Source organism: Actinoplanes nipponensis (genome assembly GCF_016862275.1).
In the GTDB taxonomy this organism is placed as follows: Bacteria; Actinomycetota; Actinomycetes; order Mycobacteriales; family Micromonosporaceae; genus Actinoplanes; species Actinoplanes nipponensis.
Genome location: NZ_BOMQ01000045.1, coordinates 44,935 through 69,341, shown reverse-complemented (window position 1 = coordinate 69,341; position 24,407 = coordinate 44,935). Strand labels below are relative to the sequence as shown.

Genomic DNA, 24,407 nt, shown 5'->3' with positions numbered 1-24,407 from the left:
CGTCCGGCATCTGTCCAAATGCGTGACGACAAGAGACACTTCTATGGGCCAAGGGATGGGGTGAGCGGTGACGATGCCCGAACGCGATGAGCCGACCGGAGCACTGGTCAGACCGTACGCCGTGACCCGTGGCCGAACCCGGCCGAAGCTGGAAATCGCGCTGGAAGCGCTCGTCGAGACAACCGTGCGTGGCCGTTCCACCGGAGCGGGCAGGGGCGGGAGCGAACACCAGTACATCGCGGCGATGTGCGACGGCGGCAGAGTGCAGTCGCTGGCCGAGATCGCCGCACGCATGCAACTGCCGCTCGGGGTGGCTCGAGTGATCGTCGCGGACATGGCCACCGATGGCCTGGTCGCGGTGTACGAGCCGACATCGCTTGATGATGAGTCCGATGCGGTGGGTACGGAACTGCTGGAAAGGGTGCTGAGTGGACTTCGCAGGCTCTGACATGTCGCGCCGGCCGGCCGCCGGGCGTGTGACATCGGCGAAGATTGTCATCGCCGGTGGTTTCGGCGTCGGTAAAACGACGCTGGTGGGGTCGGTCTCTGAGATCACCCCGCTGACCACTGAGGCGATCATGACCTCCGCCGGTGTGGGTGTCGACGACAACCGGCAGGTGCCGGGTAAGACGACCACCACGGTGGCAATGGACTTCGGCCGGATCAGCATCGACCGCGATCTGATCCTGTACCTGTTCGGCACGCCTGGCCAGACGCGGTTCTGGTTCATGTGGGACGAGCTGGTGCGCGGTGCCATCGGTGCGGTCGTCATGGTGGACACGCGTCGGCTCGCCGACTGCTTCGCCGCCATCGACTTCTTCGAGCACCGCAGGCTGCCGTACCTGGTCGCCATAAACTGCTTCGACGGTATGCAGTACCACAACGCCCAGGACGTTCGCGACGCGCTCGCGATCTCCAGCGACGTGCCCGTGGTGAGCTGCGACGCCCGCAACCGCGAGTCGACGAAGAACGTACTCATCTCGCTGGTCGAGTACGTGCTGACGATGCGTCGCTCGCGCGCGGTAGCGCCCGCCTGACAGGCTGCTGAAAGTCCCGCTCTGGTCGCCAGAGCGGGACTTTTGCGTGTTCATTTCGGTCTGCTCCACTGCATCGATCATGCTGGGGAAGCGCGCACGGTCGGGGTTCAGCGGGCCGCTCGGCGATGGCCGGCGGCGAGGACGGCGAGCCAGAGCCAGCCGACGGATACGCACAGTCGCTGCCACAGCCCCGCGGCGGAGGTCCACGGGTGGACGCCGGCGAAGCCCATCGTCGCGAAAGCGAACAGCACGGCGAAGGCCAACCCGCTCAGCGCCGAATACAGGGCGAACCGATTCGATCGGCGGCGCATGGAGGCGACGGCCGCGGTCAGCATGGCGAGGGTCAGTGCGGCGAAGCCGGGCAGGGAAAAGGCCAGATCGTGCAGCTGGCCGTGCCAGGTGACCGGACTGGCCGCCGTCGGATAGCCGCCCACGGGGTCGGTGACGAAGAGTCCCGCGCCGATCAGCCCCACACCCCACCCGGCCACCAGCAGCGGCACGGCCAGCGCGCCCGGGCCGGTGCGCATGGTGCGGCGCAAACCGATCGAGAACAGCACCACCAGGAGTCCGCAGACGCCGAAGTTCGCGATCTGTTCCCAGCCGTGCGGGCCCAGGGCGAGAGAGCTGACCGGGTGGCGCAGCTGGGAGTAACCGTTGCCGCGGGCGGCGCCTTCCGTCAGGTAGGCCGCGGTGAAGAGAGGGCCGGCGAGGAGGCCGGCGACCAGCAGCCGGCTCGGGCGGGGCGGTGGCCGCTCAGGGGTGGCGGCGGCGATGACTGTCAAGGTGGCCATGTTGTCAACCGTAGTTGACAGGCGGATCGTACGTCAACCTTGGTTGACAGATTGGGGCAGTGGGGCGTTGGAGGGGGCGCCGGGCCGGTGGCCGTCGCGGGACCCGGATCGCCGGTCGGGAAAGGGACCATCCGGGAGTCTGCGGTCCGCGGTCCCCGGGACCGCCCGGCCGGACCGGGTCTGTGCTCGCATTCGGATCTGGACCGCGTAGCCGTCCTGCTGGCACCGTTGAGCGCCCTGAGAGGGTCGCTGGGCTCGTCGCGGCCGTTGACGGTGTAGCGGGTTGTGGGTAGCGGCTCCTGGTCGACAGCGGCTCGATGCGGTGGCGGAGTCGGCGCGATCGGGGCGAACGGCGTGGCGGACTGCGCATTGTCGGCCGCCGAGGCCGGGCACCGGTGCCGCTCGCTGCCGGCCGGCGGCGACCTGCACGACACCGACGCGGACCGCTGCTGACCGCGCTGCTGACCGCGCCGTGGCCGCGCTGGTGAAGGCCGGTGATCTGGCCGGGGCCGCCGGGCTGGTTGACGGATTGCCGGGCCGGATGGCCGATGTGATCGTCGGTGCCGGAGGGCCGCGCTGTGGCCGCGCTGGTGAGGGCCGGCGATCTGGCCGGGCTGCCGGGCTGCCGATCTGGCCGGGTTGCCGGGCTGGTCGACGGATCGCGGGCCGGAGGGGCCGCGCCGTGGCCGCTGCTGAAGCCCGGCGATCTGGCCGGGATCGCCGGGCTGGTTGACGGATTGCCGGGCCGATGGCCGATGTGATCGTCGGTGCCGGAGGGCCGCGCTGGTGAGGGCCGAGGATCTGCCCGAGATCGCCGGCCTGGTCGACCGGATCGCGGGCCGGAAGGCCGATGCGATCGTGGCCGCCGGAGGGCCGCGCCGGTGACGGCCGATGATCTGGCCGGGGCCGCCGGGGCCGCCGGGGCCGCCGGGGCCGCCGGGGCCGCCGGGGCTGGTCGGCGGATTGCGGACCGGAAGGCCGCTGTGATCGTCGCCGCCGGAGGGACGATGGGATGGCTAGTGGCGGAGGGCCGACTCCGTTTACGTCAGCCCCCGGGGCCGACCCCGTTTGCGGCGCCGCAGGATCGATGCTGTTGGCAGGCGCCGGCGGACCAGCATCCCCGGTGCGGTCCCCCAAAAGGCGAACGGCCACGTCCACGGGTGGGAACGTGGCCGTTTCCTGCCTGTGCCGTCAGCTGCTCCGGTAGCCAGCGTTCCGGTAGTCCTCCTGCTGCCCCCCGCCGTCGCGGCTGAAGTCCCAGCCGCCCGCCGCCTCCCGGCCCGGGCGTCCGCCGATCGCATAGCCGCCGATCTCCTGCCCGCGGCGCCACCCGCGGAAGTAGCCCGTGGTGTGGGCCGCGATGCTCGCCGCGTCGCGGACGATGCGCAGCGGGCGTTCTTCGCGCAGCGGTGAGCCGGGCACCAGGTTGGCCTGGGGCACGCGCTTGGGCAGGCCGGCCGAGGTTTCCGCGGCCACCGACGGGGTCGCTGCCTTCTCGGCCGCGCGCCAGCCGGTGTCGGACGGGTTCGTCCAGTCCAGGTTCGTCGAGGCTTCCTCGTCGTGGCCCGTGAACCACGCCGACCGGGCCGCCGCGAAGATCAGCAGGTCGCCGTCGCCCTCGGCCGGGACCGGGGGCGTTGTGCTGCGGTCCAGGGCGGTCAGCGTCGTGCGGCGGGCCGACGCCCGGCCGTTACGGCCGCCGCGGTCGTCGACCAGGCGCAGCGGTGGGGGCTCGGTGATCGCCGTCACGTCGGCCGGGGTGTTGGTCAGGCCGTTGAGCACCGACTCGACCAGGCGCAGCGACGGCGGCTCCTGCGGCATGTCCTGCCACGGCGGGCGGACCCGGCCGTCCGCCGGCGGGCTGCTCACCGCGGCCGGCGGGGGCGTGGCCGCATTGTCGTCGCCGTTGTTCATCAGCGGCCAGTTGGCGCGGGAGCCCGGTTCCGGGGTCTCCTGCGTCGAGCGCTGGGCCGGCATCGGCAGCGAGTAGTCGGTCGCGCCGTTCGCGGCCGCCGGCTGCCCGTTGCGGGTGTTGGCCCGGGGCGGGATCACCGTGCGCTGGCGTTCGGCGCGGGCGTTGCTCATCGCCGCGTTCGTCAGGGTCGGGCGGAACGGCTGGCCGCTGTCGGCCGGCGGCACCGACGACGGGCGCGAGCCCGGCACGATCGGCGTCATGCCCGGCGGGGGCGGCGGCACCGACACCGGCCGGCTGGCCGGGCCCGGGTTCGGGGTGCGGCTGGGCAGGCCCGACGCGGCGGCCGGGGCGACCGGCGGCGGCGTGACCGGGCGGGGCGCCAGCGGCGGCGGCATGACCGGCTCGGGGGCGACCGGCGGGCTGGTCATCGGGCGCGGCATCGCGGGGGCGTGGCTCGCCGCGGCCGGCTCCGGGCGGTTGCGGCGGCCCAGGCGGGTGCCGGTGTCCGAGGGACGCAGCCGGGTGCCGGTGTCGGCGGGACGGGGCAGCCGGGTGCCGGTGTCGGCGGGACGGGGCAGCCGGGTGCCGGTGTCCACCGGGCGGGGCATCCGGGTGCCGGTGTCCGCGGAGCGCTGGGTCGCGGCGGCCGGCTCGGCGGCGCGCCGGGAACCCGCCTGGCGGCGGCCGGGGCTGCTGCTCAGCGACTGCGGGCTGACCCGGGCGACCAGGGTGCCGACCATGGCCTCACAGGCGGCGTCGCAGGACCGGACCGCGCCGATCGCGTGCCGCACGGTGTCGGCGGCCGCCGAGGACAGCGACTTGTTGATGCCGCCGCGGCGGGGGGACTCGCTGATCGCCACGACGAGCGCGGTGACGGCGGCGACGATCTGGTCGTCGGTGCCGGCGCCGGCGCGGGACAGCTCGGCCGCCACGTCCTCGGCGATCTGCTCGCTGTCGTTGCCGCGGCCGGTGAGGCGGCCGGGCTCCGGCAGCGCGTCCAGCACGGCCAGGGCCAGCGGGTGAGCCGGGTCCGGGTACGCCCGCAGGGCAGCCGGATAAAGCTCGCGCAGCACCTCACGCAGCGACGTCGCCGCAGCGTGCCGGCCGTTGAGCATCGCCACGTGGGCCGCCAGCACCGGCTTGTAGCTGACCAGCTCACGGGGCGCCGGGATGGTGACGGCGGTGAGTGCGCCGGCCTGCAGCGCGCGGGCCAGGCCCACCGCGCGACGGGCCGCCGGCGGGGCGGACATCTCGTCGGGGGACTCGTCGTCGGCGAACCGCTCGGCGAAGTCGTCGGCGGAGTCGTCGTCGGCCACGGCGAGGGGACGACCGGCCGCGGTCAGCAGCGACGTGACCATGTGGTCGTCGCTGTCGGCGGCTACCGCGGCGTCCGCGAAGCCGCTCGTCCGTTCCACGAGCAGCGTTCCGAGCTGGGCATAGCCCCCCGGGTCGTCGCTGATCTCGTGGACACCGAGCAGCCTTCCCGCGTCGTCCACCACGGCGATGGTCAGTTGCGAGCCGGCCGAGGCCGTCCGCACCGTCTCATCAGCCGACGCCAGACCGCAGTACACGCGCACAAGCGCCACGGCGTCGTCCTCCTCCCCGGGAGTGCTGTTCTCGGCCAAGGACTGATGGTCCCTGTTGAGGGGTCAGTCGCGCCAGTCCACAGCGGCAGAGATCTTGCCGATAATCGAGCGCCAACCCAGACTCGCCTGTTGCGCCCCGATTTTACGCAGCTTGCGCCGTCCGAAGAAACCGCCCATTCCGCCACTCTCGGCCGCCCGGAGAGACTCGTCCAGGTCGTCGAGCGGTGATCCCGGCGCCAGGGCCAGGATCACGGGCTTGAGGCGCAGGGCGTGGCCCAGGTCTCTGGCCACCTCGCCGGCGGCGATGAGCAGCGGCAGATCCCACGTGTCGTGACCACCGCGGAGGTTCTCCACCACGAGATCGAGTTCGTAGCGGTCGTCCGGCGCGGGGTCGATGTCGGTCGACTGTACCCGCTCCGCCACGGTCGGCCACGTGTCGAGCTGGGCCAGGTCGTGCGGGGCACCCGATCGAATGAAGGAGACCAGCGACTCGGGGGTCTTGAACGCGAGCAGCCGGCCCTTGTGGCTCAGGAAGACAGGGACCTCCTCGTCCTCCTCCTCCGGCTCCTCGGCCTCCTCCGGCTCGTCGGCGAAGTCGGCCGCGTCGGGCTCGGCCACGACCTCGCCGTCCTCGGTGGTGACGGTGCCGTCGGACTTGCGCTCGGACTTCGTACCCGTGTCGCCCTCGGCGACCAGCGCCGCGAACTCGTCGTCGACGATGACCTCTTCCTCCTCGGCCGCGCGGGCCGCGGCCGCACGCTCCCGGGCGTCGAAGGGGTCGTCCTCGTCGGTCTGGGTCTCGGTCGGCGTCAGCTCGGAGGCGAGCCGGTACGCCCGCAGCGTCAACGCCACGCCACCCGGCATGGCGATCTCGACGGGCGAGATGCGGACCTCGTCCCACAGCTCACGGCCGGAGAGCCCGTCCGTGACGACGGCCTTCTCCTCCTTGACCGTCGAGCCCTCTTCGGGCGACTGGCTGGTCACGGTGACCTCCGGGTTGATTCTGGCGAGCTGTTCGGACGGGGTGAGTCTGGGCACACACCTTAGTGTGCGCTCCTGACGGGAGGCCGACCGAGGTCAGAAACCCTTGGGATGCCAGACGGTCTTGGTCTCCAGCAGCGCGGTCATCGGGCCCAGTCCCGGGTCGGCGGTGAAGTCGGGCGTGTCGGCCGGGGGCCGGACCACCCGCTTGAGGCTGCCGGCCGCCGCCCGTTCGAGCTCGGTCGCCAGGTCCTGGTCGGCCAGGCCGGTCAGGTCGAGCGCGTTGACGTCGTCGTGCGAGGCCAGCCAGGGCGCGGTCTCGGCGGCGTGACCGGTGAGAATGTTCACCACCCCGCCCGGCACGTCGGAGGTGGCCAGCACCTCGGCCAGCGTGACCGCGACCTGCGGCGCCGCGGCCAGCACCACCACGGTGTTGCCGGTGACGATGGCCGGCGCGATGACGCTGACCAGCCCGAGGAACGAGTCGGGGGCGACCACGCCGACCACGCCCGTGGGCTCGGGCGCCGAGATGTTGAAGAACGGGCCGGCCACCGGGTTGGCGCCGCCGTGCACCTGGGCGATCTTGTCCGACCAGCCCGCGTACCAGACCCAGCGGTCCACGGCCGCGTCCAGCTCGGCGGCCGGCACCCCGAGCGCGATGAACTCGGCCCGCCGGGCCTCGACCATCTCGGCGATCCGGTAGAGCACCTGGCCGCGGTTGTAGGCGGTGGCGCCGGCCCATTTCGGCTGCGCCTTGCGGGCGGCCACGACGGCGTCGCGGGCGTCCTTGCGGGAGGCGAGAGCCACGTTGTCGCCGTCCACGAGATAGGTCCGTCCTGATTCGCTGCGGGGGAAGGCCCCGCCGATGTAGAGCTTGTAGGTCTTCCGCACGGCGAGCCGGCCACCCCGGGCGGCGGCCTTGGCGGGGGACAGGGACTCAGGCAAGGTACGCCTCCAGGCCGTGCCGGCCGCCCTCGCGGCCGTAACCGGACTCCTTGTAGCCGCCGAACGGCGACGTCGGGTCGAACTTGTTGAACGTGTTGGCCCAGACCACCCCGGCGCGCAGCTTGTCCGCCACGGCCAGGATCAGTGAGCCCTTCTCGCTCCAGATGCCGGCCGACAGGCCGTACGGCGTGTTGTTGGCCTTCTCGATCGCCTCGTCCGGGGTGCGGAAGGTCAGCACCGACAGCACCGGCCCGAAGATCTCCTCGCGGGCGATCCGGTGGGCCTGGGTGACGCCGGTGAAGATGGTCGGCGCGAACCAGTAGCCCTGCGCGGGCAGCTCGCACGGCGGCGACCAGCGTTCCGCGCCCTCCGCCGCGCCGACGTCGGACAGCTCGCGGATCCGGGCCAGCTGCGCGGCCGAGTTGATGGCGCCGACGTCGGTGTTCTTGTCCAGCGGGTCGCCGACCCGCAGCGTGGCCATCCGGCGCTTGAGGGCGGTGAGCACCTCGTCGTACGCCGATTCCTGGACCAGCAGCCGGGAGCCGGCGCAGCAGACGTGCCCCTGGTTGAAGAAGATGCCGTTGACGATGCCCTCGACCGCCTGGTCGATGGGCGCGTCGTCGAAGACGATGTTCGCCGCCTTGCCGCCCAGCTCCAGGGTGAGCCGCTTGCGGGTGCCGGCCACGGACCGGGCGATCTGCCGGCCCACCTCGGTCGAGCCGGTGAAGGCGACCTTGTCGACGCCGGCGTGCTCGACCAGCGCCCGGCCGGTCTCGCCGGCCCCGGTGACGATGTTCACGACGCCCGGCGGCAGGTCGGCCTGGCGGCAGATGTCGGCGAAGAACAACGCGGACAGCGGCGTGGTCTCGGCCGGCTTGAGCACCACCGTGTTGCCCGCGGCCAGGGCGGGCGCGATCTTCCAGGCCAGCATCAGCAGCGGGAAGTTCCACGGGATCACCTGGGCGGCCACGCCCAGCGCCCGCGGCCGCGGGCCGAAGCCGGCGTACTCGAGCTTGTCGGCCCAGCCGGCGTAGTAGAAGAAGTGCGCGGCGGCCAGCGGCACGTCGACGTCGCGGGACTCCTTGATCGGCTTGCCGTTGTCCAGCGACTCCAGCACGGCGAGCTCGCGGGCCCGCTCCTGGATGATCCGGGCGATCCGGAACAGGTATTTGGCGCGCTCGGCGCCGGGCAGCGCCGACCACGGACCGAAGGCCCGCCGGGCCGCGGCGACGGCGCGGTCGACGTCCTCGGCGCCGGCCTCGGCGATCTCGGCGAGCACCTCCTCCGAGGCCGGGTTGACGGTCTTGAAGACCCCGCCGGAGGCGGCGGCGGGGACGAACTCGCCGTCGATGAACAGGCCGTAGGACGGCGCGATGTCGACGACCGAGCGGGACTCGGGCGCGGGGGCGTACTCGAACAAGGACATGCCTCAGTCCAGGGTGAAGTAGTCGGGGCCGGCGTAGTGGCCGGTCGTGAGCTTGGTCCGCTGCATCAGCAGGTCGTTGAGCAGCGAGGAGGCGCCGAAGCGGAACCAGTCCGGGTCGAGCCAGTCCTCGCCCACCGTCTCGTTGATCAGCACCAGGTACTTGATGGCGTCCTTGGTGGTGCGGATGCCGCCGGCGGGCTTGACGCCGACCTGGCGCCCGGTCTGCGCCCGGAAGTCCCGGACCGCCTCCAGCATCACCAGCGTCACCGGCAGCGTGGCGGCGACGGGCACCTTGCCGGTGGAGGTCTTGATGAAGTCGGCGCCGGCCAGCATCGCCAGCCAGGAGGCCCGCCGCACGTTGTCGTACGTGCCCAGCTCGCCGGTCTCCAGGATCACCTTGAGGTGGGCGGACCCGCAGGCCTGCTTGACCGCGACGATCTCGTCGTACACGAAGTCGTAGCGCCCGGACAGGAACGCGCCCCGGCTGATCACCATGTCGATCTCGTCGGCGCCGGCGGCGACGGCGTCGCGGGTGTCGGCCAGCTTGACCTCCAGCGGGGCCTGGCCGGACGGGAAGGCCGTGGCCACGCTGGCCAGGTGGACGCCGGAGCCGGCCAGCGCCTCGGCCGCGACCGGGACCATCGCCGGGTAGACGCAGATGGCCGCCACGTGCGGGCAGGTCGGGTCGGCGGGGTCGGGGCGCACGCCCTTGGCCGACAGCGCCCGGACCTTGCCGGGGGTGTCCGCGCCCTCCAGCGTGGTCAGGTCGACCATCCGGATGGCCAGGTCGATCGCCGCCGCCTTGGCGGTCGTCTTCACCGACCGGGTGCCGAGGGCCGCCGCCCGGGCCTCGACGCCGACCTTGTCCACGCCCGGCAGTCCGTGCAGGAAAGACCGGAGGTTGAAGGCGGAACCGGACACGCCGGACAGCCTGGACGTCACTGTCGCAGTCATGAGACCGATTCTACGCAGCCCGCCGACAGTTGATCTTGGATAACCCCGGTAGGTTGATCGGCGTGGACGTACTCGTCGTTGATCACCCGCTGGCCCAGACCCGCCTCACCGTCATGCGCGACGCGCAGAGCGACTCCGGGGTCTTCCGCGCCGCTCTGCACGAACTCACCACCATGGTCGTGTACGAGGCCGCGCGCACCTTCGCCGTCGAGCAGTTCCCGGTCAGCACCCCGGTGGCGCCGACCCAGGGCACCCGGCTGGCCAACCCGCCGCTGATCGTGCCGGTGCTGCGGGCCGGCCTGGGCATGGCGGACGCCGCCCTGGCCCTGCTGCCCGAGTCGTCGATGGGCTTCGTCGGGCTGGCCCGCGACGAGGCCACCTACGAGCCGCGCGCCTACATGGAGTCGCTGCCCGGTGACCTCTCCGGCCTGCCGGTGCTGGTCCTCGACCCGATGCTGGCCACCGGCGGCTCGCTGGTGCACTGCTGCCAGCTGCTGGTCGACCGCGGCTGCACCGACGTGATCGTGTGCTGCGTGCTGGCCGCGCCCGAGGGCATCGAGCGGCTGCGCGGCTCGGGCCTGCCGCTGCGCCTGGTCACCGCCTCGATCGACGAGGGCCTCAACGAGAAGATGTACATCGTCCCGGGCCTCGGCGACGCCGGTGACCGGCAGTTCGGCGGGATGCCGCGGTTCTGAGGGTGTGAAATCCTGGTGAACACCGCCGACCGCGGGGCGTGGCGAGCGAATCACAGTCCGGCGCGGGCGGCGGCGAATTCACCGTCGATTCGCCGAAACGGGTCACGCAAAGTGACAAAGGCCGGGCCCATCTGATAGCCCTGGGGCACGTCGGAGGTGGTTGCGGCCGATGCGTACGGTAGGCGATCTCACGTCTCGGTAAGGTACTGTTCCGGCCGCCAAGCGCCGTGCCGGTGCCGTCGAGCCACGTCACAGCTCACTCCCGGCGTTGCATCAGCCACGTGTACACAGGAGGACCGCCCATGTCTGGGCTGCAGGACGCCATTCCGCCCGCCCGTCCGGTCATCGGTGAGGCCGAGATCGAGGCCGCCGTTCGTGTCCTGCGCAGCGGCATGGTCGTGCAGGGCCCCGAGGTCGCCGCGTTCGAGGCCGAGTTCGGCGAGATCGTCGGCGGCCGGCACTGCGTGGCCGTCAACTCCGGCACGTCGGCGCTGCAGCTCTCGCTGATGGCGCTCGGCTTCGGCCCGGGTGACGAGATCATCGTCCCGTCGTTCTCGTTCGCCGCCAGCGCGAACGCCGTGCGCCTGGTCGGCGCCACCCCGGTGTTCGCCGACATCGAGGCCGGCAGCTTCTGCCTGGACCCCGACGCGGTCGCCGCGGCGATCACGCCCCGCACCGTCGCGATCATGCCGGTCCACCTGTACGGGCACCCGGCCGCGATGGACCGGATCATGCAGATCGCCGGGCAGCACAGCCTGGCCGTGGTCGAGGACGCCGCCCAGGCCCACGCCGCCGCGCTGAACGGCACGCCGGTGGGCAGCTTCGGCGCGGCCGGCTGCTTCAGCTTCTACCCGACCAAGAACATGCACTCGCTCGAGGGCGGCATGATCAGCACCGGCGACGCCGGGCTGGCCCGCACCCTGCGCCTGCTGCGCAACCAGGGCATGGAGGCGCGCTACCAGAACGAGATCGTCGGCGCCAACATGCGGATGACCGACGTCGCCGCCGCCATCGGCCGCGTCCAGCTCGGTCAGCTCGAGGGCTGGACGGAGCAGCGCCGCGCCAACGCCGCGTACTTCGACGCCAACCTGACCGGCGTGGTCGTGCCCCCGGTGTCCGAGGGCGCCCGGCACGTCTACCACCAGTACACGATCCGGGTCCAGGGTGACCGGGACGCGTTCCAGGCCGGGCTCAAGGAGCTGGGCATCGGCAACGCCGTCTACTACCCGACGCCGATCCACGAGCTGCGCCCGTACCTGAACGAGGACGGCCAGGTGGGCGACTGGAAGCTGCCGGAGACCGACCGCGCGGCCCGCGAGGTCGTGTCGCTGCCGGTGTTCCCGAGCCTGACCCAGGAGCAGCTCGAGCGCATCGTGGAGAGCGTGAACACCGTGGCGGCGCGGGCATGAGCGCGCCGACCGGACTCCGCGCCGGCCTGATCGGCCTGGGCGCGATGGGACGCAACCACGCGCGGGTGCTCAACTTGCTGGACGGCGTGCAGCTGGTCGGCGTGCTCGACCCGGCGCCGGGTGCGGTCGCGCCGCACGGCGTGCCCGTCGTGGCCGACCTCGAGCAGCTGCTCGCGCTCCAGCTCGACTACGCGGTCATCGCCTGCCCGACCGCCCTGCACGAGGAGATCGGCCTGCGGCTGGCCGAGGCCGGCGTGCACGCGCTGATCGAGAAGCCGCTGGCCCCGTCCGTCGAGGCGGCCGGCAAGCTGGTCGCGGCGTTCGAGAGCCGCGGCCTGGTCGGCGCGGTGGGTCACATCGAGCGGTACAACCCGTCCCTGCAGAGCCTGCGGGCCCGGCTCGAGGCCGGCGAGCTGGGTGACATCTACCAGATCGTCACCCGGCGGCAGGGCCCGTTCCCGGGCCGGATCGCCGACGTCGGCGTGGTGATGGACCTGGCCACGCACGACATCGACCTGACCGCGTGGGTGACCGGCCACGAATACCTGGACGTCTCCGCCCGCACCGTGTCGCGCAGCGGCCGCCCGCACGAGGACATGGTATCCGCCGTGGCCTCGCTCGGCGACGGCCTGATGGCCAACCACCTGGTGAACTGGCTCAGCCCGTTCAAGGAGCGGTCCACGGTCATCACCGGCGCCAAGGGCAGCTTCGTGGCCGACACCCTCACCGCCGACCTCACCTTCTACGCCAACGGCGCGGTCGACACCGAGTGGGAGGCGCTGCGGGCGTTCCGCGGTGTGGCCGAGGGCGACATGGTCCGGTACGCGATCCCGAAGCGCGAGCCGCTGCTCGTCGAGCACGAGCGGTTCCGGGACGCCGTCGAGGGCAAGGACAGCGACATCGTCACGTTGCGGCAGGGCATGCGCACGGTCGAGGTCGCGGAGGCCGTGCTCCGGTCGGCCACCAGCGGCGCGACGGTCGTGATCCCCCCGAAGCGCGCGTGATGTCCGGCCCCGTCGCCGTCGTCACGCCGTGGTATCCCAGCACGCAGTTGCCCTTCCGCGGCGCGTTCGTCCAGGCCATGACCGAGGCGACCGCACCGGGCACGGAGTCGTTCACGGTGTACCACTGCGACAGCTGGGTGGCCCGGCTCTCGCCCGAGCAGGACGCCCGGATCGCTGAGGCGTTCCGGGCGCTCATGCCGTCGGCGACCGCGCCCAGCCGTACGGTCGGCGGGGCCGATCTCGTCACGGTGCCGGTGCCCATGCCCCGGGCGCTGCCGTTCGCCGAGCAGGCCCGGCGGGCCGCCGAGTCGCTGAAGGTCGCGCTCGGCGGGCAACCCATCGCCGCCGACGTCGTCCACGCCCACGTCGGTCTGCTCGGCGGTCTGCCGGCGCTGCGCAACATGCGGCCCGGCAGCCGGCTGTTCGTCACCGAGCACGCCACGTTCCTGGACAGGATGCTCGCCGAGCCGGACGGTCACGCCGGCTACGCCGAGGTGCTGGGCGCCTGCGAGGCGTTCTTCGTGGTCGGCGACGAGCTGCGCGAGCAGCTCGCGACGGCCTTCCCCGAGCACGCGGGCAAGCTGCGGCCGATCGCCAACCCGATCGACTTCGCGACCCCGCGCGCCGAGCCGGTGAAGTCGCTGCACCGCTGGCTGTTCGTCGGCGGGCTCATCGAGCGCAAGGGGGTCAGCTGGCTGCTCGAGGCCTTCGCGGTCTGCCGCCGGCAGGAACCCGACCTGACCCTCACCCTGGTGGGCGAGGGGGAGCTGCGCGGCCGGCTGGGCGAGCGGGCCGCGGAGCTGGGTGTCGCCGACGCGGTGACCTTCGCCGGCGCGCTGTCGCCGGTGGAGGCCCTGGCCCTGATGCGGGAGCACGACGTGCTGGTGCACCCGAGCCGGTACGAGACCTTCGGGGTCGTGGTGATCGAGGCGGCCGCCGCCGGCATGCCGGTGATCGTCACCCGGTGCGGTGGCCCGGAGCAGACGCTCGCGGGCATCGAGACCGACGCCGGGCAGCTGATCGCGATCGAGGACGACAGCGCGGCCATCGTGGCCGGTTACGAGCAGCTGCGTGACCGTTTCCCGGGCGGCATGGACCTGGAGCGGGCCCGCCGCACGCTGGCGGACCGGTACGGCTACCAGGCCGTGGCCCACCAGCACCACGACGCCTGGTTCTCCCCGCAGTCCCGGCCCTGAGCCGGAACCAACGACAGCATCATGGAGCATCATGCGAGTTCTTTTCCTGGCCCTGGGTGCTAACCGGCGGCTGGCCGTGACCGAGGAGACCCGGACGCTGGTGCAGGCCGGTGAGCGCCCCGTCGTGCTGGTCGACCGGGCGGAGTCCTGGGCCGGCGACGAGTTCGCCGCCGGGGTGGAGCTGGTCGAGCTGGCCGGGCTGGGCCGGGACCACTGGCCGCTGACCGCCGAGCGGCTGGTGTTGCACCGGGCGCCGAAGGCCCTGCTGCGCCGGGCTGGGGGTCGCCGCGGCAAGCGGCTGGTGTCGGCGTACGACCGGCGCATCGGCCGCCCGCTGCACAAGCGGGTGTTCCTGCCCCTGTACGGTCGGTTGTGGCGCGACGCCGCCGACCGTCCACTGGCTGAGTTCAACCGCCGGTGGGGACGGTTCGACACGCTCGTGGTGACGGATCCGCAGTCGTTCCCGGCGGCGCAGCGCCTCGCCGCGGCCGGCCGCCACCGCCCGCGGATCGCGTTCCGTATCGACCAGGTGACCAGCTCCGGGCGGCAAGGGGAAATTGTGGACCATGAGGACAAGGCATGACCGCTAGCGAACGGCGTCCTCGCCTGCTCTATCTCGCCTTCTACTTCCCCCCGTCGCGGGCCAGCGGCGTCTACCGGGCCCGCGCGACGGCGAACCACTTCGCCGCGGCCGGCTGGGACGTCACGGTCTTCGCCGCGCCGCTGGGGTTCCTGTACGACGTGATCGGCTCCACGGACGAGAAGCTGCTCGACACCGTCGACCCGCGGATCACCGTCGAACGCCCCGAGCTCGACACCTTCCGGTGGGAGCACGAGCTGCAGAACATGAGCTGGTTCCGCGGCACGCTGCCCACCGTGTCCAAGAAGTTCTTCGACTGGCGCGAGGCCAGGCAGTTCCCCGAGCAGTACGTCTCCTGGGCCCGTTCGTCGGTCGCCAAGGCGCTGAAGCTGCACCGGCGGGAGAAGTTCGACGCGGTGCTGGCCACCGGCAACCCGTTCTCCGCCTTCGCCGCCGGCTGGGCGATCGGCAAGCTGGCCAAGATCCCGTACGTGATCGACTACCGCGACTCGTGGACCCTCGACCTGTTCAAGGACGAGCCCGCGTACCCGCCGAAGCATCCGACGTGGAAGTGGGAGCGCCGGGTCATCGGCAAGTCGGCCGCGACGGTGTTCGTGAACAACGCGCTGCGCGACTGGCACGCCGACCGGTACCCGAAGGCGGCCGACCGGATGATGGTCGTGCCGAACGGCTGGGACCCGGACCTGCTCGAGCTGCCCCCGGCCGAGCCGGCCGAGCCGGCGACCACGCCGCAGCGCCCGCTCAAGTTCGGCTACCTCGGCACGGTCACCACCCACCAGCCGGTGGAGGAGATGGCGGAGGCCTTCCGGATCGCCCGGGCGCACCCGGACCTGGCCGGCGCCGAGCTCAACCTCTTCGGCCACCTCGGCTTCTTCAAGCACAGCCACGCCAGCTTCCTGCCCCGGCTGGGTCTCGACGCCGCCGGTCAGGTGGATCCGGCCACGGATGCCGGGCTGCGGCTGCGCGGGCCGGTGTCCAAGACCGAGGTGTCGTCGGTCTACGCCGACAGCGACGTGCTGGTGTTCCTGGCCGCCGGCGGCCGCTACGTCACCTCCGGCAAGATCTTCGAGTACATGGCCACCGGCCGGCCGATCGTCTCGGTGCACGCGCCGGACATCGCCGCCCGCGAGGTCCTCGAGGGCTACCCGCTGTGGTTCCACGCCGACAGCCTCGACCCCGAGAAGCTGGCGCAGTCCTTCGTCGAGGCCGGGCAGGCGGCCCGCGAGGCCGGCCCGGAGGTCCGCGCGGCCGCCCGCCGGCACGCCGACACCTTCAAGCGGGACACCCTGCTGGCCCCGCTGGAGGCCCGGATGCGCACCCTGGTCCGCCCGTCGACCGTTCAGGAGGTGTCGTCGTGAGCACGCCAGCCGGCCCGGTGACGAAGCCGCGCGTCGTCGTCATCGCCCTGAGCTACAAGCTCACCACCCGGGTGAAGTCCTATGTGCAGGATCTCGTGGACGCCGGCGTGGACGTCGACCTGCTCGTCGCGGAGAGCAGCAGCACGCAGGACGCCGATCTCGATCCGCAGGTGCGCGTGCACCGGGTGCTCGACGTCGAGGCGTCCGACATCACGATCCGGCGGATCGAGCGGGGCCTGCTGTTCACCCTGCCCGCCAAGGCGTTCGGCAAGGCCCGCTCGCTGACCGTGGGCCGCCCGGCGCTCAAGAAGGTGGACGCGGGCCTGGCGCTGACCCGGCGGGCCCAGTCCAAGGTGTCCAAGGGCATCCACAAGAAGATGTTCTGGCCGACGTTCCGGGTGATGCGCCCGCTGATCCTGTCGCGCCGGGGCCAGGGTCCCGCCGTGGACCTGGACCTGGCCCACGCGGACCGGATCGTGGCCGCCGACCAGCCGGCCGTGCCGCTGGCCTGGCGGCTGTCGCGGCGTTACCCGGGGGTCCGCACGACGACGGCCCTGGACCGCAAGCCGTACGTCGGCGACAAGTAGCAGCAGCCCTGGCGGGCCCCCGGGTGGGGCCCGTCAGCGGGCGGCGAAGCGTTCGGCCAGCACCTCGACGACCCGCTTGGCCGCGGCGCCGTCGCCGTACGGGGTGCCCCGCTCGGCCTGCGGGGCGGGGCGGGTGGCCAGCGCGGTCCAGCCGTCGCCGAGCTCGGCCGGGTCCGTCACGAGGTGGTTCCAGCCGTCCTCGAGCGTCTCCACCCATTCGGTCTCGGTGCGCAGCGTCGTGCACGGACGACCCAGCAGGTAGGCCTCCTTCTGCAGGCCGCCCGAGTCGGTGACCACGCCGGCGGAGCCGAGCACGCCGGCGACCATCGAGGCGTACGGCAGCGGCGTGCCCACGTGCACGGCGCCCTGCTGCAGCTTCAGCCCCTGGGCCTCGGCCCGGGCCACGAGCCGCGGGTGGGCCAGCAGCGCCACCGGCACGGGCAGCTCGGCGAGCGCGCCGAGCAGCTGGGCCAGCCGCTTCGGGTCGTCGGTGTTCTCGGCCCGGTGCAGCGTGGCCAGCAGGTACGGCTGCTCCGGGTCGATGCCGTCGGGCAGCGCCGGGGCGGGGTGCCGCCCGGCCAGGACGTCGTCGCGGACCCGCAGGCACACGTCGACCATCACGTCGCCGACCAGCTCGGCCCGGTCGCCCAGGCCCTCGGCCCGCAGGTGGCGCACGGCCTCCTCGGTGGGCGCCAGCAGCAGGTCGGCCGCGTGGTCGGTGAGCACCCGGTTGTGCTCCTCGGGCATCCGGCGGTTGAACGAGCGCAGGCCGGCTTCCAGGTGCGCGACCGGGATGTGCATCTTGACCGCGGCCACGGCCCCGGCCAGCGTCGAGTTGGTGTCGCCGTACACCAGGACCCAGTCCGGCTTCTCCAGCTCCAGCACCGGGTCCATCGCGCTGAGCACGGCGCCGGTCTGCACGCCGTGGCTGCCGGAGCCGACGCCGAGGTGCACGTCGGGGTCCGGGATGCCCAGGCCGGTGAAGAACACGTCCGAGAGGTTGACGTCGTAGTGCTGTCCGGTGTGGACGATGACGTGCTCGTGGTCCGTGCCGGCGAAGGCCTGCGCGATGGGCGCCAGCTTCACCAGCTGCGGCCGGGCGCCGACAATGCTCAAAACCTTCATCGCAGTCTTCTCCGTGTGGTCAGGAACCGGCTGGGTCGAGTTCGACGGCCACCATACAGGGGTGTACGGCTTCAGGATTGCGGACCGGGACGCTCGCCCGGGGTTCCCCGCTTGCGCCAGATGCGGACCAGACCCACCGGGACGCTGACGATGCCCCGGGTGGGCCGGCGGGCGCCCTGCACGACCGTGTTGCCGATCCGGAAGGTGGTGGAGGCGCGCAGGTCGGCGAGGTCGTTGCGGGCCCGCGCGAGCCGGCTCTCGGCCTTGGCGATCGTGGCGTCGCGGGCGGCGATCTCCTTCTCCAGCGCGCGGATGCGCTCGTCCTGCTCCTTGATCCGGTCGCCCGCCGCGGCCAGGTTGCGGCGCAGGGGGCGGCTGAGCAGGTCGCCGAACACGTACTCGCCGGTGAGCCGGAGCAGGGCGCGCAGGTCGGGCGCCTCCCCGGCCAGGTCCAGCGGGGCGTCCGACAGGTGGGTGCGCAGCGGGGCGAGCCGGTCGACCCGGGCGGCCAGGACCGCGCAGTGCGCGCCGTGCCGGGAGACCTTGTCCAGCGGGACGACCTGGAGCACCTGGAGGCCGGCGGTGACCAGCTCGTCGAGCAGCCGGTGGTACGGCAGCTCGGGCACCGGCCAGCCGAGCAGCAGCAGGGCCCGCCCACCCACGGGCAGCTCGCGCAGGGCCGGCGCGACGGTCTCGGCGTCGATGTGGGCCTCGGGCTTGGGGCCCAGGAAGGCGACCACCACGGTGCCGGCGTCCATCTTCTCGCCGTCCGGGACGTACGCCCGGTAGGCCGACGCCGCCGGGGCCCGCAGCAGCTCGCGGAGCGCGTCGCCGCTCTGGCTGACCTCCACGACGCTCTGCGCGTCGCCGACGAGGGGGAGGAGTTCGTGAATGAGCATGTCGCCGCCGTTCTCAGCCGATGCGGGTGAAGGTGTAGAGCCCGATGGGGCTGCGCCGGAAGCGGTACGGCTCCCAGCCGTCGAAACGCATACCGCAGGCGTCCAGCAGCGGCAGGTACCGGTCGCGGCCCCGGACCACCTGGTAGTTGCCGTAGACGTGGTCGCCGTCCTCGCCCCAGTCGCCGACGATCAGCTTGCCGCCGAGCCGGACCAGCGAGGCCAGGTTACGCGTCGAGCGTTCCCACTCCGCGTCGTCCAGGATGTGGAAGAGCACGTCGACGGTGAACACGACGTCGTACAGCCAGGGCGTCCGCCAGCCGGAGAGGGTGGTCCGGTGGTAGCGCGGGCCGCCGCCGAGCTCGCGGCAGTGCGCGATGGCCGCCTCGCTGCCGTCGATGCCGTCGACCTGGTGGCCGAACTTGGCCAGCTCCCGGCTGAAGTAGCCCTTGCCGCAGCCGGCGTCCAGCAGGTAGAGCGGCGCGACCGGGTTGTTCTGCAGCCCGACGCGGTCCATCAGCATGGTGAGTCGCCGCAGGTAGAACATATAGTTGGTCGCCTCGTCGAACGAGATGTCGCCGCCCGACCGCAGATCGGTCTCCTGCTGATGACGCTCGTTCCAGTACTTCGAGGCTTCCGCGTCGGTGAGAAGCGTCATGACATGATCCACCTTCGCAGCGGGAGCAGGTGACGCGAACCTGCGCAGAGTAGTACCTCGGTGCGCGCTGTGGTCATCAACTTCACAGAAAAGGAACGGGATGTCGCGCCGGAAACTCGTCTATCTCGCCCTCGGCAGCCGGCGGATCAACGCAGCGCTACGACTGACCGTTCAGGCGGCACGGGACGGCGCCGACGTGACGCTCGTGGTGCTCGACCGGCCGGCCTGGTCCGAGGTCGAGGCGCCGCCCGGCGTGCTGCTGCGCCGGCTCCGCGACGAGCGGGCGGTGCGGCAGTTCCTGGCCGGCGGCGCGTTGCCGCCCGGCGCCGCGCTCGTGGCCGGGGACGCGCCCGCGCTGGTGCCGGCGTGGGCGGTGGCCCGGCGGCGGCCGGACGTCAGCGTCGCCACCGAGCCCGGCGCCACGCCGGCCCGCAGCCCCCGGCAGGCCGATCTCGCCGTGGTGACCCCCTGGTACCCCGGCCCGAACGACGACTTCGCGGGCGCGTTCGTGCAGACCACCACGGACGCGGTCCGTTCCGGCTTCGACACCGTCGTCACGGTGCACAGCGAGGGCTGGTTCTATCCCCGCGCGGAGGCGTCACCGGACGCCGTGGACACGGTCGCGGACCGGCTGGCCGCCCGCGCCGCGATGCGGGTCGTCACGGACACCCCGCAGGGCGAGCTGTGCCGGGTGGCGGTGCCCAGCCTCACGGCCGGCGGCTACCCGCAGTGGATCGACGCCCACGTGCACGCCGTCCGGGCGGCGCTGCCCACCGGCCGGATCGAGGCGCCGGTGGTGCACGCGCACACCGGTCTGTACGGCGGCGCCGTGGCCGCCGCGCTGGCCCACCCGCAGGCGCGCGTCGTGGTCACCGAGCACGCCACCTTCCTGGCCCGGGTGCTCGGCCAGGCCGGCGTGCGGCGCCGGTACGCCGCCATGCTGGACCGGGCCGACGTGGTGCTCTGCGTCGGCGGTGGCCTGCGCGACTACCTGCGGTCGGAGTTCCCGCGGCACGCGGACAAGGTCCAGCTGGTGCCGAACCCGATCGACTTCGACGGCTTCACGGTCCGCGCGGCGCCCGTGACGGAGCTGGACCGGTGGCTCTACGTCGGCCGGCTGATCGAGCACAAGGGCGTCCGGGTGCTGCTGGAGGCGTTCGCGGTGGCCGCCGCCGAGCGGACGGCCCGGACGCTGACCCTGGTGGGCTCGGGGCCGCTGGCCGACGAGCTGGCGCGCCGGGCCGCCGAGCTGGGGCTGGCCGACCGCGTCCGGGTGCTGCCGCCGGTGCCGCCGGACCGGGTGGCCGCGCTCATGCACGCCCACGACCTGCTGGTGCATCTCAGCGCCAAGGAGACGTTCGGCATGACCGTGGTGGAGGCGGTCGGCGCCGGGCTGCCGGTGCTGGTGGCCCGCAGCGACGGCCCGCGCGAGACCATGGCCGGCCTGGACGGCGTGGCCGGCCGGCTGATCGACGTGGACTGCACGCCGGAACAGGTGGCCGAGGCGTTCCGGGCCCTGGCCGCGGAGCTGCCCCGGCTCGACCTGGCCGCCGCGCGGGACGTGCTGCGCGCGCGGTACGGCAAGGACGCCGTGGCCGCCGAACTGCGGCGGTGGTACGGCGAGCCGATCGACCGTACGGGCGCGGCGGCCGCCGGGCCGGCGGACCCGCCCGGCGCTGATCGGATCGTCGTGGTCGTCACCGACGACGCGGCCGCGGCCCGGGTCGGTCCCGGCCTCGCCCGGGCGGTGGCCGGCGGCGCCCGGGTGGACGTGCTGACGACGGTGGACGGCATCGGCGCCGAGCCGGGTGTCACCGTGCACCGGCTACGGGCCGGCGCCGGCCTGGAACGCCTCCGGCAGGCCGAGGACGTGGTGCTCAGCCGGGTGCCGGGCCGGGTCGTCGACGGCCTGCTGCGGGCCGCCCGCCGCCGGCCCGGGCCGGGCCTGGAGGTGCTGCTGCGGCGGGCCCGCAGGCTGCATCGGCGCGGGGCGCGCAAGGCGGAGGCGGTGCTCACCGGTCCGGGATGGACCCGGCGGCGCGCCGACGCGCTCTGGTCCGAGGTGCGGGGCACGGTGCTGCCCGGCCTCGACCTGGCCCGGACCCGCTGCGTGGTGGCCGCCGGTCCGGCCGCCCGTGAGCTGGCCGCCCGGCTCGTCGCGGGTCACTCCGGCGTGGTCGTCATGGCGTCGCTCGATCAGGTGTCCGGCAACGGCGCGGGGCCGCAGAAGTAACCGGTCGGCATAATGCAGGAAACGCCTCCTTAGCGGCGACGTTCCAGCGGTACGGGCGAGCGGGGGTGTCATAGACTCCCGTCGTCTTTCAGACTTGAGGTGCCGGGGAGGCGCGTAGTGGGTGGGCCCGACGTCAGCGTTGTGGTGGCCGTGTACAACACGATGCCGTACCTGACGGAGTGCCTGCGCTCGCTCGTCGACCAGAGCATCGGGGTGGACCGGCTGGAGATCATCGCGGTCGACGACGGCTCCACCGACGGCAGCGGCGCCGAGCTGGACCGCTGGGCGGCCCGGCACCCGGGCACGTTCAAGGTGCTGCACCAGGAGAATTCCGGCGGCCCGGCGGGCCCCAGCAACCGGGCCCTGGAGCTGGCCACCGGCCGGTACGTCTTCTTCGTCGGCGCCGACGACTACCTCGGCGCCGAGGCGCTGCAACGGCTGGTCGCCGCGGCCGACGACCTGGACGCCGACATCGTGCTGGGCCGGCTGGTCGGCGCGGGCGGCCGGGTGGTCAGCCAGGCCGTGTTCGCGCCGGGCAACCGCGACGACATCACGCTGACCAACTCCGCGCTGCCCTGGGCGCTGTCGAACACCAAGCTGTTCCGCCGCTCGCTGCTGGAGGAGCACCACATCCGGTATCCGGAGGAGCTGCGGTCGGGCAGTGACCAGCCGTTCACCATCCGCGCGGTGATGGTGGCCCGGCGGATCGCGGTCCGGGCGGACTACGAGTACTACTACGCCGTGCGCCGGACGGACTCCAGCAACATCACGTACCGCACCTCGCTGTCCGGCTTCGTGCAGGACGCGGCGCTGATCATGGACACCGTCGCGGACGTCATCACCGACCCGCAGGCGCGCGACGCGGTGCTGCGCCGGCACTTCACCTGGGAGCTGGGCAAGCTGCTCGGCAAGCGCTTCCTCGAGGCCGACCACGAGGAACAGCTGCGGGTGACCGAGGGGGTCCGCAAGCTCGCCGACACCTATCTGAGCGAGGAGATCCGGGCCGCCCTGGACGTGCGGCACCGGATCCCGCTCAGCATCGCCCAGTACGGCACCGTGCCCGACCTGCTGGCGGTCGCGAAGCACTACGCCGAGCACGGGCTGACCCCGGTGGTGGCCGAGGACGACCGGTACTACCTGAACTTCCCCGGCTTCCGGGACCCGGCCCGCGGCTTCCCCGACGAGTGGTTCGACGCCACCTCGCACGTGCGGCAGCTGGTCCACCAGACCGGGCCGGCCAGCGTGCGCTGGGGGCGTACCCCGGACGGCCGGCGCGCCCTGCTGGTCGGCTGGCACACCTCGCTGCCCAACCTGCACCGCGGCGACGAGCCGGCGCCGCAGGTGTCGGCGGGCGACTGCCCGGCCGCGCTCACCGAGTCGGCCAACGACACCGACGGCGGCACCCGGGTGCTGGGCTACCTGGCGGTCGACGATCTCGTGGCCGGTCAGCGCAAGCCGCGCCAGCGCCGGCGGGTCCGGTTCACCTGGAGCACCCGCGGCGAGTCGCACAGTCTTCCGGTGACCGCCTTCGACCTCTCGTCGGCAGCGCGTATCCTCCATCGGCGTGGCCTTCGTTTCCACCTCGTGGGTGCTGAGCTCGACGAGAACGCCAGGTTGCACGTCGTGAGCACCATCGTCACCCCCCGCCGGATCGCCGGCCGTCTCGCGCGCCGGCTTCGCCCCAAGCGCTGACCCGCGCCAAGGAGGATGTACCCCAGCATGAAGATCTGTGTCGTCGCCCTGGGCAAGATCGGGCTGCCGCTCGCCGTCCAGTTCGCGTCCAAGGGGCACACCGTGATCGGTGCGGACGTCTCCGAGCCGACGGTGCGCACCGTCAACGACGGCCTGGTGCCCTTCCCGGGCGAGGCCGACCTCGACGTCAAGCTCAAGCAGGCGGTCAACGCCGGCCTGCTGACCGCCACCACCGACACCGCCGCCGCGGTCGCCGAGGCGGAAGCCGTCGTCGTGGTGGTGCCGCTGTTCGTCGACGCCGAGGGCGTCCCCGACTTCGGCTGGATGGAGTCGGCCACCCGCGACATCGCCCGCGGCCTGCGGCCGGGCACCCTGGTCAGCTACGAGACCACGCTGCCGGTCGGCACCACCCGCACCCGCTGGGCGCCGCTGCTGGAGGAGGGCTCCGGCCTGGTCGCCGGGCGCGACTTCCACCTGGTCTTCAGCCCCGAGCGGGTGCTCACCGGCCGGGTCTTCGCCGACCTGCGCAAGTACCCCAAGCTGGTCGGCGGCGTCGACGCCGCGTCGGCCCAGCGGGGCGTCGAGTTCTACGAGGCCGTGCTCGACTTCGACGACCGCCCCGACCTGAGCCGCCCGAACGGCGTCTGGGACCTGGGCTCGGCCGAGGCCGCCGAGCTGGCCAAGCTGGCCGAGACCACCTACCGGGACGTCAACATCGGGCTGGCCAACCAGTTCGCCCGGTACGCCGACACCATCGACGTCGACGTCAACCTGGTCATCGACGCCTGCAACACCCAGCCGTACAGCCACATCCACCGGCCGGGCATCGCCGTCGGCGGGCACTGCATCCCGGTCTACCCGCGGCTGTACCTGTGGAACGACCCGTCGGCGACGGTGGTCCGCTCGGCCCGCGAGGCCAACGCGGCGATGCCGGCGTACGCGGTGGACCTGCTCGCCGCCGCGGTCGGCGACCTGACCGGGGTGGGCGTGCTGGTGCTCGGCGCCGCCTACCGGGGCGGGGTCAAGGAGACGGCGTTCTCCGGCGTCTTCCCGGCCGTGGAGGAGCTGCGCCGCCGGGGCGCCAAGCCGTACGTGTCCGACCCGATGTACTCCGCGGCCGAGCTGACCGCCCTGGGCCTGCCGCCGTGGAACGGCGAGGAGCTGGGCGCGGCGGTCGTGCAGGCCGACCACGCCGAGTACCGCAGCCTGACCGCCGCGGACCTGCCCGGCGTCACGGTGCTGGTCGACGGTCGCCGCACCACCGACCCGGAGCGCCTGGCGGGGATCCGCCGGATCGTCATCGGCGGCTGACGCCGGT

General features: G+C 72.9%; 22 protein-coding genes. 13 read left to right on the top strand and 9 right to left on the bottom strand.

The annotated features are described in order from the left end of the window. Positions 1 to 73: 73 nt before the first annotated feature. Entirely contained in the window at positions 74 to 448 is a 375-nt protein-coding gene (locus tag Ani05nite_RS18450) for a DUF742 domain-containing protein (protein ID WP_184998576.1), read from the top strand. A 1-nt stretch (position 449) separates the two neighbouring features. Then, on the top strand, positions 450 to 1,037 hold the full coding sequence (locus tag Ani05nite_RS18445) for a GTP-binding protein (RefSeq protein ID WP_184998575.1): 588 nt from the start codon (positions 450 to 452) through the stop codon (positions 1,035 to 1,037). Positions 1,038 to 1,144: 107 nt separating this feature from the next. Here Ani05nite_RS18445 and Ani05nite_RS18440 read toward each other — a convergent pair whose 3' ends face one another. Next, on the bottom strand, positions 1,145 to 1,828 hold the full coding sequence (locus tag Ani05nite_RS18440; protein ID WP_203769824.1) for a DUF998 domain-containing protein: 684 nt from the start codon (positions 1,826 to 1,828) through the stop codon (positions 1,145 to 1,147). A gap of 578 nt (positions 1,829 to 2,406) precedes the next feature. On the opposite strand from Ani05nite_RS18440, the gene Ani05nite_RS18435 reads away from it, so the two are divergent. Beyond that, a complete protein-coding gene (locus Ani05nite_RS18435; RefSeq protein WP_203769822.1) occupies positions 2,407 to 2,589 on the top strand; it encodes a hypothetical protein in 183 nt (60 codons plus the stop codon). A gap of 430 nt (positions 2,590 to 3,019) precedes the next feature. On the opposite strand, the gene Ani05nite_RS18430 is transcribed toward Ani05nite_RS18435, so the two are convergent. The 5 genes from Ani05nite_RS18430 to deoC form a co-directional block, all read right to left on the bottom strand. Next, on the bottom strand, positions 3,020 to 5,329 hold the full coding sequence (locus Ani05nite_RS18430) for a transposase (RefSeq protein ID WP_203769820.1): 2,310 nt from the start codon (positions 5,327 to 5,329) through the stop codon (positions 3,020 to 3,022). 63 nt (positions 5,330 to 5,392) lie between these two features. Further along, entirely contained in the window at positions 5,393 to 6,367 is a 975-nt protein-coding gene (locus Ani05nite_RS18425; RefSeq protein WP_377880686.1) for a SatS C-terminal domain-containing protein, read from the bottom strand. Between the two features lie 39 nt (positions 6,368 to 6,406). Beyond that, positions 6,407 to 7,255 (bottom strand): aldehyde dehydrogenase family protein, encoded by an 849-nt coding sequence (locus Ani05nite_RS18420; protein WP_203769818.1) that lies wholly within the window; start codon positions 7,253 to 7,255, stop codon positions 6,407 to 6,409. Further along, complete coding sequence (locus tag Ani05nite_RS18415; protein ID WP_203769932.1) at positions 7,248 to 8,675, bottom strand: aldehyde dehydrogenase family protein; 1,428 nt, start codon at positions 8,673 to 8,675, stop codon at positions 7,248 to 7,250. The genes Ani05nite_RS18420 and Ani05nite_RS18415 overlap by 8 nt, the downstream gene beginning before the upstream one ends. 9 nt (positions 8,676 to 8,684) lie before the next feature. Next, positions 8,685 to 9,635: a deoxyribose-phosphate aldolase gene (gene deoC / locus Ani05nite_RS18410; RefSeq protein WP_203769816.1), complete on the bottom strand. Its 951-nt coding sequence runs from the start codon at positions 9,633 to 9,635 to the stop codon at positions 8,685 to 8,687. Positions 9,636 to 9,697: 62 nt separating this feature from the next. Between deoC and upp the strand changes: the two genes are divergently transcribed. From upp to Ani05nite_RS18375, 7 genes are all read left to right on the top strand, one after another. Next, entirely contained in the window at positions 9,698 to 10,330 is a 633-nt protein-coding gene (gene upp / locus Ani05nite_RS18405; RefSeq protein ID WP_203769814.1) for a uracil phosphoribosyltransferase, read from the top strand. 302 nt (positions 10,331 to 10,632) lie between these two features. Continuing rightward, positions 10,633 to 11,739, top strand: coding sequence for a DegT/DnrJ/EryC1/StrS family aminotransferase (locus Ani05nite_RS18400; RefSeq protein WP_203769813.1), 1,107 nt, complete (start codon positions 10,633 to 10,635; stop codon positions 11,737 to 11,739). Further along, positions 11,736 to 12,743, top strand: a complete 1,008-nt coding sequence (locus tag Ani05nite_RS18395; RefSeq protein ID WP_203769812.1) for a Gfo/Idh/MocA family protein — start codon at positions 11,736 to 11,738, stop codon at positions 12,741 to 12,743. Before Ani05nite_RS18400 ends, Ani05nite_RS18395 begins: the two co-directional genes overlap by 4 nt. After that, complete coding sequence (locus Ani05nite_RS18390) at positions 12,743 to 13,939, top strand: glycosyltransferase family 4 protein (RefSeq protein ID WP_239130214.1); 1,197 nt, start codon at positions 12,743 to 12,745, stop codon at positions 13,937 to 13,939. Before Ani05nite_RS18395 ends, Ani05nite_RS18390 begins: the two co-directional genes overlap by 1 nt. Positions 13,940 to 13,970: 31 nt before the next feature. Then, positions 13,971 to 14,522, top strand: a complete 552-nt coding sequence (locus Ani05nite_RS18385; RefSeq protein WP_203769811.1) for a hypothetical protein — start codon at positions 13,971 to 13,973, stop codon at positions 14,520 to 14,522. Further along, the gene (locus Ani05nite_RS18380) at positions 14,519 to 15,898 is read left to right on the top strand and encodes a glycosyltransferase (RefSeq protein ID WP_239130181.1); all 1,380 of its coding nucleotides are present in this window, start codon (positions 14,519 to 14,521) and stop codon (positions 15,896 to 15,898) included. Before Ani05nite_RS18385 ends, Ani05nite_RS18380 begins: the two co-directional genes overlap by 4 nt. Then, complete coding sequence (locus Ani05nite_RS18375; protein WP_203769810.1) at positions 15,895 to 16,485, top strand: hypothetical protein; 591 nt, start codon at positions 15,895 to 15,897, stop codon at positions 16,483 to 16,485. The genes Ani05nite_RS18380 and Ani05nite_RS18375 overlap by 4 nt, the downstream gene beginning before the upstream one ends. 33 nt (positions 16,486 to 16,518) lie before the next feature. Here Ani05nite_RS18375 and wecB read toward each other — a convergent pair whose 3' ends face one another. The 3 genes from wecB to Ani05nite_RS18360 form a co-directional block, all read right to left on the bottom strand. Continuing rightward, a complete protein-coding gene (wecB, locus tag Ani05nite_RS18370; RefSeq protein WP_203769809.1) occupies positions 16,519 to 17,610 on the bottom strand; it encodes a non-hydrolyzing UDP-N-acetylglucosamine 2-epimerase in 1,092 nt (363 codons plus the stop codon). A 71-nt stretch (positions 17,611 to 17,681) separates the two neighbouring features. Beyond that, positions 17,682 to 18,509 carry a hypothetical protein gene (locus Ani05nite_RS18365; RefSeq protein ID WP_203769808.1) on the bottom strand — a complete coding sequence of 276 codons (828 nt, stop codon included), beginning with the start codon at positions 18,507 to 18,509 and terminating at the stop codon, positions 17,682 to 17,684. Between the two features lie 13 nt (positions 18,510 to 18,522). Then, the gene (locus tag Ani05nite_RS18360) at positions 18,523 to 19,164 is read right to left on the bottom strand and encodes a class I SAM-dependent methyltransferase (RefSeq protein WP_203769807.1); all 642 of its coding nucleotides are present in this window, start codon (positions 19,162 to 19,164) and stop codon (positions 18,523 to 18,525) included. 100 nt (positions 19,165 to 19,264) lie between these two features. Here Ani05nite_RS18360 and Ani05nite_RS18355 point away from each other — a divergent pair, with 100 nt between their 5' ends. From Ani05nite_RS18355 to Ani05nite_RS18345, 3 genes are all read left to right on the top strand, one after another. Beyond that, a complete protein-coding gene (locus tag Ani05nite_RS18355) occupies positions 19,265 to 21,397 on the top strand; it encodes a glycosyltransferase (protein WP_203769806.1) in 2,133 nt (710 codons plus the stop codon). A 117-nt stretch (positions 21,398 to 21,514) separates the two neighbouring features. Beyond that, a complete protein-coding gene (locus tag Ani05nite_RS18350; RefSeq protein WP_203769805.1) occupies positions 21,515 to 23,089 on the top strand; it encodes a glycosyltransferase family 2 protein in 1,575 nt (524 codons plus the stop codon). Between the two features lie 27 nt (positions 23,090 to 23,116). Then, on the top strand, positions 23,117 to 24,400 hold the full coding sequence (locus tag Ani05nite_RS18345) for a nucleotide sugar dehydrogenase (RefSeq protein ID WP_203769804.1): 1,284 nt from the start codon (positions 23,117 to 23,119) through the stop codon (positions 24,398 to 24,400). Positions 24,401 to 24,407 lie beyond the last annotated feature (7 nt).